Source organism: Enterobacter sp. KB-280D8, assembly GCF_041399405.1.
Lineage (GTDB): Bacteria > Pseudomonadota > Gammaproteobacteria > Enterobacterales > Enterobacteriaceae > Enterobacter > Enterobacter cloacae_N.
Genome location: NZ_JBGKEC010000001.1, coordinates 117276 through 131245, shown reverse-complemented (window position 1 = coordinate 131245; position 13970 = coordinate 117276). Strand labels below are relative to the sequence as shown.

General features: G+C 53.7%; 12 protein-coding genes. 3 read left to right on the top strand and 9 right to left on the bottom strand.

All coding sequences use genetic code 11. The annotated features are described in order from the left end of the window. Positions 1 to 157: 157 nt before the first annotated feature. A complete protein-coding gene (gene fdhF / locus AB8818_RS00695; protein ID WP_192981582.1) occupies positions 158 to 2308 on the top strand; it encodes a formate dehydrogenase subunit alpha in 2151 nt (716 codons plus the stop codon). Between the two features lie 52 nt (positions 2309 to 2360). Here the strand turns inward: fdhF and AB8818_RS00690 are convergent, their stop codons facing one another. The 6 genes from AB8818_RS00690 to AB8818_RS00665 form a co-directional block, all read right to left on the bottom strand. Continuing rightward, entirely contained in the window at positions 2361 to 3008 is a 648-nt protein-coding gene (locus AB8818_RS00690) for a LuxR C-terminal-related transcriptional regulator (RefSeq protein WP_116340457.1), read from the bottom strand. 48 nt (positions 3009 to 3056) lie between these two features. Further along, the gene (locus tag AB8818_RS00685) at positions 3057 to 3569 is read right to left on the bottom strand and encodes a fimbrial protein (RefSeq protein ID WP_163328977.1); all 513 of its coding nucleotides are present in this window, start codon (positions 3567 to 3569) and stop codon (positions 3057 to 3059) included. Positions 3570 to 3580: 11 nt separating this feature from the next. After that, entirely contained in the window at positions 3581 to 4543 is a 963-nt protein-coding gene (locus AB8818_RS00680) for a fimbrial protein (RefSeq protein ID WP_192981585.1), read from the bottom strand. Between the two features lie 9 nt (positions 4544 to 4552). Then, complete coding sequence (locus AB8818_RS00675; RefSeq protein WP_192981732.1) at positions 4553 to 7078, bottom strand: fimbria/pilus outer membrane usher protein; 2526 nt, start codon at positions 7076 to 7078, stop codon at positions 4553 to 4555. 51 nt (positions 7079 to 7129) lie between these two features. Beyond that, a complete protein-coding gene (locus tag AB8818_RS00670; RefSeq protein ID WP_166710854.1) occupies positions 7130 to 7807 on the bottom strand; it encodes a molecular chaperone in 678 nt (225 codons plus the stop codon). Between the two features lie 61 nt (positions 7808 to 7868). Next, positions 7869 to 8399: a fimbrial protein gene (locus AB8818_RS00665; protein ID WP_163328973.1), complete on the bottom strand. Its 531-nt coding sequence runs from the start codon at positions 8397 to 8399 to the stop codon at positions 7869 to 7871. A gap of 406 nt (positions 8400 to 8805) precedes the next feature. On the opposite strand from AB8818_RS00665, the gene AB8818_RS00660 reads away from it, so the two are divergent. Continuing rightward, positions 8806 to 9465 (top strand): helix-turn-helix domain-containing protein, encoded by a 660-nt coding sequence (locus AB8818_RS00660; protein WP_116340465.1) that lies wholly within the window; start codon positions 8806 to 8808, stop codon positions 9463 to 9465. 69 nt (positions 9466 to 9534) lie between these two features. Continuing rightward, positions 9535 to 10164, top strand: coding sequence for a helix-turn-helix domain-containing protein (locus AB8818_RS00655; protein ID WP_371199729.1), 630 nt, complete (start codon positions 9535 to 9537; stop codon positions 10162 to 10164). 50 nt (positions 10165 to 10214) lie between these two features. Here AB8818_RS00655 and AB8818_RS00650 read toward each other — a convergent pair whose 3' ends face one another. The 3 genes from AB8818_RS00650 to AB8818_RS00640 form a co-directional block, all read right to left on the bottom strand. Beyond that, on the bottom strand, positions 10215 to 10409 hold the full coding sequence (locus tag AB8818_RS00650; RefSeq protein ID WP_003857766.1) for a YdiH family protein: 195 nt from the start codon (positions 10407 to 10409) through the stop codon (positions 10215 to 10217). An 85-nt stretch (positions 10410 to 10494) separates the two neighbouring features. Then, the gene (menI, locus tag AB8818_RS00645; RefSeq protein WP_371199728.1) at positions 10495 to 10905 is read right to left on the bottom strand and encodes a 1,4-dihydroxy-2-naphthoyl-CoA hydrolase; all 411 of its coding nucleotides are present in this window, start codon (positions 10903 to 10905) and stop codon (positions 10495 to 10497) included. After that, complete coding sequence (locus AB8818_RS00640) at positions 10902 to 13958, bottom strand: FAD-binding and (Fe-S)-binding domain-containing protein (protein WP_371199727.1); 3057 nt, start codon at positions 13956 to 13958, stop codon at positions 10902 to 10904. The genes menI and AB8818_RS00640 overlap by 4 nt, the downstream gene beginning before the upstream one ends. Between the last annotated feature and the right edge of the window lie 12 nt (positions 13959 to 13970).

Genomic DNA, 13970 nt, shown 5'->3' with positions numbered 1-13970 from the left:
TCGTCAAAACTGACGAACGTTCTGACGATGACACGCTTTCTCTTCATAATCCCCTGTTAAATAAGCGCTATAAAGATGGCATGGTTTCTGCTTACTCCCTTTTACGGGACTGGGCTTACCAGTCATTTTGCTTCATTTCTTAACAGGTCTGTTATTGATGAAAAAAATCGCCAGCGTCTGCCCTTACTGTGGTGCAGGCTGCAAATTAAACCTTGTCGTTGAGAATAACCGTATCATCCGTGCCGAAGCGGCAGAAGGGGTTACAAACCAGGGCACCTTATGCCTGAAAGGATTTTACGGCTGGGACTTCCTCAACGATACCCGCCTCCTCACCCCACGCCTGACCCAGCCAATGATCCGCTACCGTAAAGGCGAGGCATTCACCCCCGTGACCTGGGAGGAGGCTATCCGATACACCGCCCAGAAGCTCAGCAGCATTAAAGCGCAACACGGGCCGCGGTCAATCATGACTACCGGTTCATCACGCGGAACCGGCAATGAAACCAACTACGTCATGCAAAAATTTGCCCGTGCGGTGCTGCACACCAACAACGTCGACTGCTGCGCGCGCGTCTGTCACGGTCCTTCAGTGGCAGGGTTACAGGAGACCCTCGGCAACGGTGCGATGAGTAATTCCATCAACGATATTGAGCATTCTAAATGTCTGCTGGTATTCGGCTATAACTGCGCAGACTCTCACCCTATCGTCGCCCGCCGCGTGCTTAAAGCCCGAGAAAACGGCGCGAAAATCATCGTCTGCGATCCGCGCCGCATCGAAACGGCGCGCATTGCCGATCAGCACCTGCAGCTGAAAAACGGCAGCAACATGGCGCTGGTGAACGCCTTTGGCTATGTGCTGCTGGAAGAGGAGCTGTACGACAAAAACTATGTCGCGCGGTTTACGGAAGGGCTTGAGGCCTATCGTCAAACGGTGAAAGACTATGCGCCGGAGAAGGTCGAGCATCTTACCGGCATTCCCGCCCGAGACGTACGTCAGGCAATGCGCACCTTCGCGGCGGCTCCTTCCGCCACCGTAATGTGGGGAATGGGCGTGACCCAGTTTGGTCAGGCCGTCGATGTCGTCAAAGGGCTTTCCAGCCTTGCACTGCTGACCGGCAACCTGGGCCGTCCTGCCGTCGGCGTCGGCCCCGTACGCGGACAAAACAATGTTCAGGGTGCCTGTGATATGGGCGTTCTGCCGAATATGTTCCCCGGCTATCAGGATGTGACCGATCCGGCGGTCAGGCAGAAGTTCGCCGATGCCTGGGGGATTGACGTCAATAAAATGGACGATCGGGTCGGGACGCGCATTACCGAGGTGCCTCATCTGGCGCTGGAAGGCAAGGTCAAGGCCTACTACATCATGGGGGAAGATCCGCTTCAGACGGAAGCCGATCTCGGTCTCGTCCGCAGCGGTTTTGACGCCCTCGATTTTGTGGTGGTTCAGGACATCTTTATGACCAAAACGGCGGAAGTGGCGGACGTTCTGCTCCCTGCCACCTCCTGGGGCGAACACGGCGGCGTCTTTACCTGCGCCGACCGCGGCTTCCAGCGTTTTGGCAAAGCCATTGAGGCCAGCGGCAACGTGAAGCGCGACTGGGAGATCATCAGCCTGCTCGCCACCGAGATGGGCTACCCGATGCATTATGACTCCAACCAGCAGATCTGGGACGAAATGCGCGAGCTGTGCCCGCTCTTCTACGGCGTGACGTATGAAAAAATGGGCGAGATGGGGCACGTGCAGTGGCCCTGCCCGACGCTCGATCATCCGGGAACGCCGTACCTGTACAAAAACAATCAGTTCGACACGCCAACAGGCAAGGGTCAACTGTTTGCCGCGCCGTGGCGCGCGCCGGCAGAGACGCCCGATGATGATTATCCGCTGGTACTCTGCACGGTGCGCGAGGTAGGCCACTACTCCTGCCGCTCGATGACCGGGAACTGCGCCGCGCTGCAGAGCCTGGCCGATGAGCCGGGTCGGGTGCAAATGAACCCAGCCGATGCGGACAAACTGGGCATTACCGACGGACAGCTGGTCTGGGTACGTTCACGTCGCGGCAAGGTGATTACCCGCGCCAGCATCAGCGAGCGTATCAACGCCGGGGCGGTCTATATGACCTATCAGTGGTGGATTGGCGCCTGCAACGAGCTAACCCAGGATAACCTCGATCCCATCTCCAAAACCCCGGAAACGAAGTACTGCGCGGTGCAACTGGAGGCGATCGAGGACCAGCGCTGGGCAGAGGATTTTGCGGCGTCGTCTTACCAGACGATGAAAACGCGGTTGATTAACGCAGTGAATGTCTGATGCATCTGCCGGGTGGCGTCAGCACCACACCACCCGGCAACAACGCCACGCGTTAGCTTTGCAGCTGATTATCAATTAGATAGTCACGCAACCGGTTCGGACAGGTATTCTTCTCTACCATCCGGTGGATCAAGGCCATGAGTTCAAAATCACTACGCAGGTCGAATTTCTGCATCAGCAGATATTTATGGGTAAAAATGGTTTTATCACTGGTGTTAAGCTTATCCGCAATCTGCCCTACCGATAATCCTCTGTAAAAATGCACCATAACGCGAATTTGCTGCAGCGATAATATTTTGTGCTGGCATTCATCGCAGCTTTTATTTTTCCAGCGAAAGCTGGGTAATTGGGTGCGATACCATGCGATAAACAGCGTCTCGGTCATTCTGTCAAGCGAGGTGCGCCGAGAGAGAAATATCATATCCTGATAACAGGACGGACATGCCGAGAAACGGTGCTCATCCTCGACCAGACCAACCACAATTCCTTTTTTGCGCGCCAGTAATTCAGGATAGCAGGTCAGGGTTTCCCCCTGACATAACGCGAGAAAAATAATATCGGCGGCACTAACATGTTCATGAGAAAGTTCAACGTCAAAATGGAGCGAATGCCTGAAATTATGGGTGAAGAAATCCACAAGAAAACGCTGCAATCCGTCTCTAAAAAATAAATCAGTCTCTTTAATGAGAATATTCAGCATAGCAGTTACCGCCAGCAGTCAATCATCACCATTATCTCCACGTAGCGATCAGTTGTACTGCATCGTCATGACAACAACGGCGCTGATGTTCCCCGGCGTCGCCCCGCCGGTAAAGGATGTCACCGCGGCCTGCATGGCCATCGTTGCGGTTCTGTCTGCTGCGATCGTCTGCGTAATGCTTGTCCCCGTCCCCTTTAACGCACCGGTTGCCGCCTCACTCATTGCTATCGCGACATTAGTGGCAGAACCGCTGTTCATGTAGTAATCCGCCCCCGCGACGGGATCGGGGTTACCGGTAAATGAGACCGTTACGCTGCTAGTGCCAGCCGGACACTGGGTAAACATCAGGTTAAACGGCACAGGATCGGAAGATGACCCCGGCGTAGACATGTTTGATGCCTGAATATTGCCGAGGTTAATATCCATATTGTCATTCCCTCCGTTAAATATGCAGGGCGAGGCAATAATATTTCCGGTAACGCTGACGTTAACAGCGTCCCCTGCAAAGGTATTGCAGCTTATTAACGTGGCGGCAAGCGCTGCCGCGTGCAAAATATTCATCGCGTTATCCATTACTGATACGTTAAGTCAAGGGTGGCTGATGCGTTGGCCTTGCCTGTTGAAACACTCGCCTGAGTCTGATAATAACGGGCGGTTATCGGGAACGTTTCCTGGCCACCCGCGGATTGTTTCAAAACAATTCGGTTATTTAACGCTAAAGGCGCCCCATTATATAGCAATTGTACGCCGACCCCCTTCGCCACGTCCGCGTTCCCTTGCCCAGTCAAGGCTAATACGCTGTCAGTGCTGACGTCCGGGTTTTGCATCCCCTGCAGCATAACGTTAATATTCGCATCGGCATCGCAATCAAGGCCCAGATTCTGCGTGCTTTGAGCACCAGAAGGAATGGTGCCGACAGTATTGCCAAAAGCCGATGCCGATATATCACCGATAGGAAAAGTTAAATTAGGCGTTGTTATTGCGCATGCTAATTGCGTCACTTTATTGCCAGCATAGTTAACCGTTAACGATTGAACATTATCATCACCATGAGCCGTTGCCAGTAATCCAGAGCCGATCACGCCTGAAGTAATATCCCCTGTCTTTATTAAAGTAACCTCCAGAGGATAAACAACGATTTTGGTCGGTACCGAATATGAATACTGTCTGACTTTGGAAAAGAACCAGTCTGTAGTAACAAATTGCAAACTAAGACCCACGCCTGGAACATTTGTATTATAATAATTAGTTATTGACGAAGGTGTACTGAACATACTCATTTCATAAGTAATCGTCCCCGGACCTATACAAAGATCCATATCACCACTGCCATTGGTAATGAAGCTGCTTATTACTGTGCCAACGGGAGCATCACGCAGAACCGTCACGGCGGGCTGCTGTATGTTAAACGGTTGTACTGGGTTAAATCCACCACCCCCGAACGTACAGTCTGCTTCAGCACGTAGTGAGCATAACCATAACAGTGCCAGAAAAATGAATTGCCCATACGGCCGATATTTATTTGCTAAATACATAACGCTTCCTCAACGACAATCGTAAACAACGGCAGGGATACTGTCTGACCTGTCTTTTTCAGTAATCGCATAGTTGACCTGACATTGTTCTGAATTATCACTACCCCATTTAACCCATAACGTTCCGTTCGGACTCAAGCCGGTCAAATAAACCTGACCTTTATCCCCAACAATAAAACTGTTCCCGCTCTGCCCTTTGACAGTGGCAATAGCGCCAAACGGGACCGGCTGGCCATTACGGTATTGAAGCGTCATCAATACCCGCATGCCGACATTTGCCACATAATCCGCCCTGACCACCGCACCGCGGGTTGGTATCACCGTCTTGTTGGTCAGCTCCAGCTCCACGTCATCCGGTAGCGTCTCGGTCATCAGCGCCACGTCGTTCTTGCGATACGGCATTAAATTGCTCACCGCGGTGTAGCCACGCCAGTCGGTTTTTGCGCCGCTCTGATTCTGGATACTCACCCCTTTCGCGCCGGGTGCTTTTATCAGCACGTTGGTTTCACCTAGTGGCTGCGAGAAAGTCACCCCGTCGGCGTGGGCAAGGATCCCCCCCTGCAATCCATAGTTCAGACGATCGCTGCTCTTGTCGTAACCGTACCCCGCATAGACTTCACCATACGTGCCTTTAAAATCAGCGCTGGCATTGCCGGTATATCCCACGGAATCCGTTCCGTAACCTTGCTGTACATTCCAGCTGAGCGCGTTGTTTTCCAGCGCGGTGCCGTTAAGGCCGACGCTGTGCGTCGTGCCGTTGTTCTTGCTGGCGTTCATGCTGTAATTAGCCCAGGTACGCGGCAAGAAAGCCTCTAACGGCACGCTGACGTTCAGTGCAATCTGCTGATCCTTACCGTTGCGGGATGAACCACTGTTACCGTCAGTACTGCCGTTTTCACTGTAGGTATAGGTGATCCCATAGCTCACGCTTTTCCAGGCGTTGTTGTACCCGGCGCTGTAAGACGCTGTGGTCCTGCCTGAATTCCAGTAATCTTCACGAACGGCGCTGAGCATGAGCGATCCCAGGTTCTGACCGATGTTCTGGCTCATCGTCAGCTCGGCCCGGTTACGACGGCGGTTCTGCAGCGCGCTGCTGTCGCCATAGGAATCCAGCACCTCCTGCATTCCGTAGTAGCCGCTGGTTGAATAGCGGTAGCCGGCAATGGCGAAGTTGGTTCCCGTCTCAACAAAGTTCTTGCTGTAGCGAATGCGCCAGGACTGACCGCTACTTCCCGGCAGATTTTGTGGGGTTGACCACGCCTGAGTAACATCCGTCGAGAAGGCGCCAAAGTCGCCCATGTTTTTACCGATCCCTGCAGCCAGAGACTGATACTTGCTCGATTCCTGGAAACCGCCGTAGAGCGTCAGACCATGCGGCAGGCCGTAGATCCCGGTCAACTGTGCGAACGGGGTTTTATCAACTTCGCTGCTATAGGATCGGTACTGGCCTGCGGTTACCGCATACTTAAAACGCCCTTCACGCTGTAATACCGGCAGTGAAGCAAAGGCCACGGTGAAGTGCTGCTCGCTGCCGTCGCTCTCTTTCACGGTAACGTCGAGGTCACCCGCGCCGCCAGTGGGGTATATATCCGTAATTTCAAACGCCCCCGGCGCCACATCGCTCTGAGCAATCTGGTAGCCATTTTGACGAATGATGACCTGTGCATTGGTGCGGGCAATACCGCGCACCACCGGAGCATAGCCTTTCAACGAGTCCGGCATCATGTCATCGTCAGAGGCCAGCTGCGCCCCCCGGAATGGAATACTGTCAAATATGTCAGCCGGAGAGGCACTGTCGCCGGTCGTGAGCTGAGCCTTCAGCGGAACGATCGCCCGCTGTACGTAGGTGTAGACCGTATCCCATTTGTCTTTACCGCTGCCGTCGCGGCTCCAGGTGGAATAGTTGCGGATCCGCCATGGACCGACGTTAATGCCCGGACGCAGGTTGGCGTACTGGCTGTTCGTATTACTGCTGTTGCCGTCACGTCCCCAGCTGTTTGAGCCGCTCAGACTGTAGTTAAGCAGCGCGGCGGTGATCCCCTCGTCCCACATTTCTGGCGGCACATATCCGCGAGCCTGCGGTGACAGCGCCGCCTGTGGAATCGTAATCTCAAGGTGCTGGGCACTGAAAATAAACGCGGTTGACGCCTGCGGGATCGCCGAGAGCTTCGCACATTCGCCGCCTGAATCCAGGTCAGGGAATAGCTCGGTTTTTACCCCCCAGCTTTTAAGCTGCGCCACGCTCAGGCAGGGCTGCAAGGACGTCTCGCCTTCCGCGTTTTTTACCGCGTCAAATCTGATCTCGCGCGTGTCAACAACCTGCCCGCCGATGAGCACATCAACGCGATAGGTGCCGGGCAGTTGCGAACCGGATTCAAACGCCGAAAGATCGGCGCCTTTCATGCCAGGGTTGTCCAGTTCAATCAGCTCAGGGTTAAAATACTCACCTGCATAAGCGGTCTCGGTAACCGAACCGAGTACGACAGCGATTAACAGTGCCGGATTAAATAAAACCGCCTGCTTATTATGACTAATCACGACGTTACTCCATACCGAGAATAAAGAGGGCCTCTGGCACAATACGAATTACAGGGTGGCGTTATGCACATTTCCGGTACCACCGTAATCATTAATTAACCTGAACGTTACCGAACCGCCGGTAATACCTTTCGGCAAATCAAACCGTGCGCTAGCCCCGGGAAGTACATAAGTTACGTCCTCGAGTTTTTTACCATTCACGCGGATTTCATTGAAATTCATTACCACGTTAGTTGGGTTAGTGACCTGAATCTGATTCCCGCTACGCTGCCAGGTTAATTTATCTGCCAGCTCTTCAGGAATGACCCCTTTCAGGGCTGCTGGACGATAGATCAATTTAATGCGGGTTTTTACCGCAATTTGCAGCGTATTTTCTTTTCGCGATGCCGCAGGAATAGACTTAATATTTAGCCAGTAGAGCGACTCTTTATCCTGGGCAACCGAACCTGCTAATACAATACGTTCCACGTTCTGCTGGCCTTTATCCAGGCGGTAGAGTGGTGGCGTGATAATAAAAGGTGTTTTCTCAGCACTTCCGTTTTGCGACTCTACCCACGACTGAATTAAATACGGTGCCGTGTCGGGGTTCGTGACGCTAATAGAAGACTCTTTTTTATTGCCATCATAAATAACGCGCGTCCCGCCAATGACCACACCCGCAGTGGCTTGAGAAATACCGGCTGAAAGAAACACGCAGGCAAGTAAAGTTTTACTCAGAAAATACATTTTATACCTCAATAACAAAGGGGCCAACAGACGGCCCCCCAATGGTTTCCGTCAAGAAAAATCAGTTATAGACAACGGAGAAATTAGCCACGGAATTTGCAGGACCGGCGGTTACCGTTGCTTCAGTGGAAATATACTGCGCGTAAAAATTTAGCGTATTATCCGTTGTACTGCTGAGTACATAGGAATAATTATTGCTGCTGTGTAACGGCAGATCGGCCTTATCCGCTGACATCAGGTTAATCGCCACCCCTGTTGCCGCCCCTGCCACCGACGAATCAATTGCCAGAAGGTTGGCATTGGTTGGATCCGGCGTGCCGTCGAAACGGACTTTTGCGCTGGTAACCGTAACCGGACAGTTTTTCAGTACAATATCAAATCGTGTTGCAGCCGTTCTGGAACCCGTAACCGGGAATTCCGTTTTATTATAATCGCCCAGCACCACCACCTGGTTCTGCGAAGCCACATCTACATCGCAGGCAGAATCAAGAATATTACCGTTAAAATTAACGGTACCTGCCGCTGCGAATGCATTTGTCATGGTCAGTACAGAACTGGCTGCAAACATTGCCATCATTAATTGCTTTTTCATAATGCTCTACCCTGTATCACTTTATTTATTACTGAGATTCATGCAGTAGAAAGCCGATAAAAACCCTGAAGGTTTTTATTCTCCAATAAACGGCTTAAGTATTTTCTTACTGCCTGGTTAAAATTTATATAATTCTTTTCACCAGGACAACGGTTATATGGTCTAGCTGTAGACTCAGATTTAACAAAAAAGAAACATTCGTTTTTTGAAAATTCTTATCACGTATTGCTTCAGGTCTATTAATAGACTTAAATAAATTCTCTCTAGCATTCAAACAGTTAGATAGAAAAAGCTCCCCAGTCTACTTTTAGACCTCTGCAGAATGTTCCCTGACTTATTAATTTTTAAGATAATTCTCTTCGCAGATCAAAAAATGATCACACAAGCAGTCGATGTGAGGTATCTTATGAATACACGTTTAACCACCCCGCTGAATAATCAGCCGTCATCCGCTCTGGATTTAAAACCGTTATTCCATATAGACACGCTGATTAACCATGTGGTCCCGGCAGCGAAGAGAATGATCATCGCCCGGGGTGAAACGGTTCATTATTATAAAGATGATGTTCGGCAGTGCTTTTTGCTTATCCAGGGCAGCGTGGCGCTTCATCGCCGCGGTGACGGTATTGTATTAAACTCTGAGTCAGCGCCTTTTATTCTGGGCGTGAGCAGTCAATTCTCCTCTGAGCATCTTTACGTCAGGGCGCTGGAAACCGCGGAAATCGCCCGCGTGCCCCTGGAAAGCTTTAACCAGATTGTGTCGCAGCATGATTTATGGGAGCACTTTTCAAAGCTGCTTATTTATACCGCCTCGCGGGTATACGAACATTGCGCGCAAATATCGCAAATGTCTGCCTACGATATCATCCGGTTCCAGCTTGTTGAGCTGATGCAGGAGCCGGACGCCATACGGCACAATACGACGGCGGCAGCCTACATCAAAAGCCGGACGTATCTTTCACGTAGCGGAATTATGCGTATTCTGTCGGAGCTGCGGACCGGCAAGTACATCACTATGGAGCGCGGTGTGCTGCGTGAAATTCACCATCTGCCACGCAAATATTGATTGCCACCGTGCCTGTACCAGCGAGAGACGCTATAATTAGCCAGGTTATTCTTAAGGTTACCGGCTACCATGTCCCTTCCAGAAACGTCTCACCGCGGCTCACCTTACGCACAAGAGCTTATTTCACACTTACAGCCTGATTGCACAACGCGACGCACCGCTCGCGGCGAGCGGCTTGACCTCCAGATCAACGGTCAGGGAATGTGCTATTTAATTCTTGAGGGAACGGTCGCCATCTACAGAAGAAGCGATGACATGATGCTGTCTACGGCCCGCAGCCCCGCCGTGTTCGGCCTCGCTAACCTCACCGATATCTATTTTAATGATTATATCAAGACGGTTAGCCCGTGCCTGATTGGCACGCTCACCACCGCGCGGGTGAATGAGATTATTAAAGATAAGGCGCTGTGGGGACTACTCTCGAAGCAACTCATGTTTGTGTATAGCCGTCTTTATAATAATGTAATGCCGCAGGGCGCCCCGACGGCGTATGAGATGATTCGCCAGCAGCTGATAAAGCTGATGGAGGAAGATGAGAGCTATCGCAGCAGCGTGACGGCAGAAAGGTATATTCGGGAGAAAACCCAGCTCTCCCGCAGCGGCGTAATGCGTATTCTGGCGGATTTAAAAACCGGCGGATTTATCGAAATCGAAGAAGGCCGACTCATCAGGATCAACAAGCTTCCTGCCCGATACTGAATTCCGGGCACAAAAAAGGCCGCAGTCGCGGCCTTTTCAACAACACTCGCTCAATGGACGTGAACGCCCAACCGCCAGGCAAAGTAGATCTCTTCTTTCAGCTCATTCGAAGAGAGCGCCAGCAAGTCCGTGAACTCCAGCTCAAGCTGTTTCAGCTTTTTCAGGTACTGCGCCGGAGACAGGTTGCTCTTATCGCGACGTAAATATTCAATTGCCAGCTGTGTTGGGGTTATTTCAGTATCCATGATATCCTCGCTTATGTACAAATCCTGACCAGTATATCACAACATCCTGGCTAGTTTTTGACCAAAGCCAATTCATCTGAAAACTTTACACGACCACCGTCGTCAGCCGCGACGAGCAGCACAGGCGATCCTGCTCATCGAGAATATCAATCTGCCACACCTGGTGGCGGCTACCGGCGTGCAGCGCGCGGCAAATACCGCGCACGCGTCCGCTACGCACAGAGCGAATATGGTTGGCATTCACCTCAAGCCCGACCACCTTCTGCTCGCCTTCGGTGCAGAGATACCCCGCGACAGAGCCCAGGGTTTCCGCCAGCACGACGGAGGCCCCGCCGTGCAACAGACCAAACGGCTGGTGGGTACGGCTATCGACAGGCATCGTCGCCTCCAGATCGTCTTCCCCGATGCGGGTGAACTGGATATCCAGCAGCCCCACCATATTCCCCTCGCCCATGGCGTTCAGCGCCTGCAGCGTCACGACACGTTTCCAGATCATCCAATTATCTCCAGTAAAGCCTGCAATGGGTGGCGTACGCCGTTACCCTCTACCCGCTTGACCTGGCTGCGGCAGGAGTAGCCCGTCGCCAGACAGCGGTTGCGCGGTAAACGCTGCATCGCCTGATGCCAGGACAACTCATAGATGCCGAGCGAGTTGGCGTGATTTTTCACTTCGTGGCCGTAGGTGCCAGCCATCCCGCAGCAGCCCACGCTGACGCTCTCCAGCTTCGCGCCGAAACGCGCAAAAATAGCGGCCCACTGCGCCGGGGCCCCCGGCAGCGCCGTCACTTCGGTACAGTGGCCGAACAGATACCACGGTTCACCGCTAGCCTCCTGAACGGTCTTCTCTTCCAGGGCCGACGGCAGCCACTCGTGCACCAGCATCACGTGGAAATCGCCCCGCTTCTCACCCAGCGTCTGTTTGTATTCATCGCGATAGCAAAGCACCAGCGCCGGATCGACGCCGACCATCGGTATTCCGAGTTGCGCCACGCGATTCAGGAAGTCAGACGTTTTCTGCGCTGTCTTCGCAAATCGGTTCAGGAAACCCTTGATGTGCTGCGCCTTGCCGTTAGGCGAGAACGGCAGCACCACCGGCTGGTAACCCACTTTCTCCGCCAGACGGACGAAATCGGCCACGACCTGGGCGTCGTAGTAACTGGTAAACGGATCCTGGACCACCAGCACCACGTTCGCTTTTTGCTCAGGGGTAAGCGCTTCGAGCTGCTCCAGGGTCATGTTTGCCGAGCGATGGCCGACGAGCTGGCGCTGCAGAGACGGCACCGACAGCGGCGGCAGATCGACCATGCCGATGTGTTTTTCGGAAAGCTTGCGCACCAGCGGCTGGTTGATAAAGAAGTTGAAGGTCTTCGGCGCGCGCGCCATCAGCGGCGCATAGCTTTCCACCGTCGCCACCAGATGGTCGCGCACAGGGCGCAGGTAGCGGGTGTGGTAAAGCTGCAGGAAGCGCGAGCGGAATTCCGGCACGTCGATTTTAATCGGGCACTGGGTAGAGCAGGCTTTACAGGCCAGGCAGCCGGACATCGCCTCTTTCACCTCATGGGAGAAATCATATTCGCCCTTGTTGGCATGCCAGCTGTTGCGGGTGCGCTCAATCAGCGAGCGCAGGCTGGCCCGTTTTTCCGGCAGCTCCTTCTCCAGCTTCAGGGGATCGACGCCGCGATCCGCAAGCAGACGCAGCCACTCGCGTACCAGCGTCGCCCGCCCTTTCGGCGAGTGAATACGGTTGCTGGTGATTTTCATTGACGGGCACATCGGGCTTTTCGCGTCGAAGTTAAAGCACAGGCCGTTGCCGTTACACTCCATCGCGCCGCGCCAGGACGAGCGCACCGCAATCGGAATCTGTCTGTCGTAGGTGCCGCGCTTGACGGCATCCACCTGGAGCATTGGCGCGTCCACGCCTTCTGGCGGGCAGATTTTCCCCGGGTTAAGGCGGTTATCCGGGTCAAATGCCGCTTTCACCTTACGCAGCTCCGCGTAGAGTTGCTCCCCGAAGAAGGCCGGGCTGTATTCCGCGCGGAACCCTTTCCCGTGCTCTCCCCACAGCAGACCGCCGTATTTGGCGGTCAAGGCCACCACGTCGTCGGAGATCTGCTTCATCAGGATCTCCTGCTGCGGGTCGCACATGTCCAGCGCCGGACGCACGTGCAGCACCCCGGCATCCACGTGGCCGAACATGCCGTAGCTCAGGCCGTGGCTGTCCAGCAGGGCGCGAAACTCAACGATATAATCCGCCAGATGTTCAGGCGGCACGCAGGTATCTTCGGCAAAAGGAATGGGCTTCGCCGCCCCTTTCGCATTGCCGAGCAGGCCCACGGCTTTTTTACGCATGGCGTAAATACGCTCGATACCGGCCAGATCGTTACAGAGCTGCCAGCCAATCACACCGCCTTCTCCCTGCGCAATCAGCTCATCCAGACGCTGGCAGAGCGTGGTGACCTGGCGTTCAATCAGCTCCGCATCATCGCCGGCAAATTCCACAATATTGAGACCGAGCATCTCTTTATCCGGCACGTCGGTAATGAGGTCACTAACGGAGTGCCAGACGATATCTTCCCGGGCCAGATTGAGCACCTTCGAGTCGACGGTTTCCACCGACAGCGCCTGCGCTTTCACCATAAACGGCGCATTGCGCAGCGCGGAGTCGAAGGAGTCATATTTGACGTTCACCAGACGACGCACCTTCGGCAGGCGGGTGATATCCAGCCGCGCCTCGGTAATAAACGCCAGCGTCCCTTCGGAGCCGGTCAGCACGCGGGTTAAATCAAACTGCGTCAGGTCGTCATTAAACACGTGGCGCAGGTCGTAGCCCGTTAAAAAGCGGTTCAGTTTGGGGAATTTGTCGAGAATAAGCTGGCGGTTGTCGCGGCAGCGCTCCAGCACGGTGCGGTAGATGCGCCCGCTGGCGGTGTTATCTTTGCCCAGCGTTTCCGCCAGTTCAACCGGCATCGGCTGGGTATCAAGGATGTCGCCGCCCAGCAGCACCGCACGCACACCCAGCACGTGGTCGGAGGTTTTACCGTAGACCAGCGAGCCCTGGCCGGAAGCATCGGTATTGATCATTCCACCAATCGTCGCGCGGTTGCTGGTGGAGAGTTCAGGGGCAAAAAAGTAGCCGTAAGGCTTGAGATACTGATTAAGCTGATCTTTGATGACGCCCGCTTCGACCCGCACCCACCCCTCTTCAGGGTTGATCTCAATGATGCGGTTCATATAGCGCGACATATCAATAATGATGCCCTGGTTCAGCGCCTGACCATTGGTCCCGGTGCCACCGCCGCGCGGCGTGAAGACCAGAGAGGCAAAGCGCTCCTGCGTTGCCAGCCGGGCGATAAGCGCCACGTCGGCCGTAGATCGAGGGAAAACGACGGCATCGGGAAGAAGCTGGTAGATACTGTTATCGGTTGCCATCGTCAGCCTGTCGGCATAGTTCGTGGCGGTATCACCTGTAAAACCCTGTTGCTCCAGTGCCTGCAAAAAATTAAGCACCAGCTGAACGACGCCAGGTGCCTGAGAAATCTGTGGGATCATTACTGTCGACCC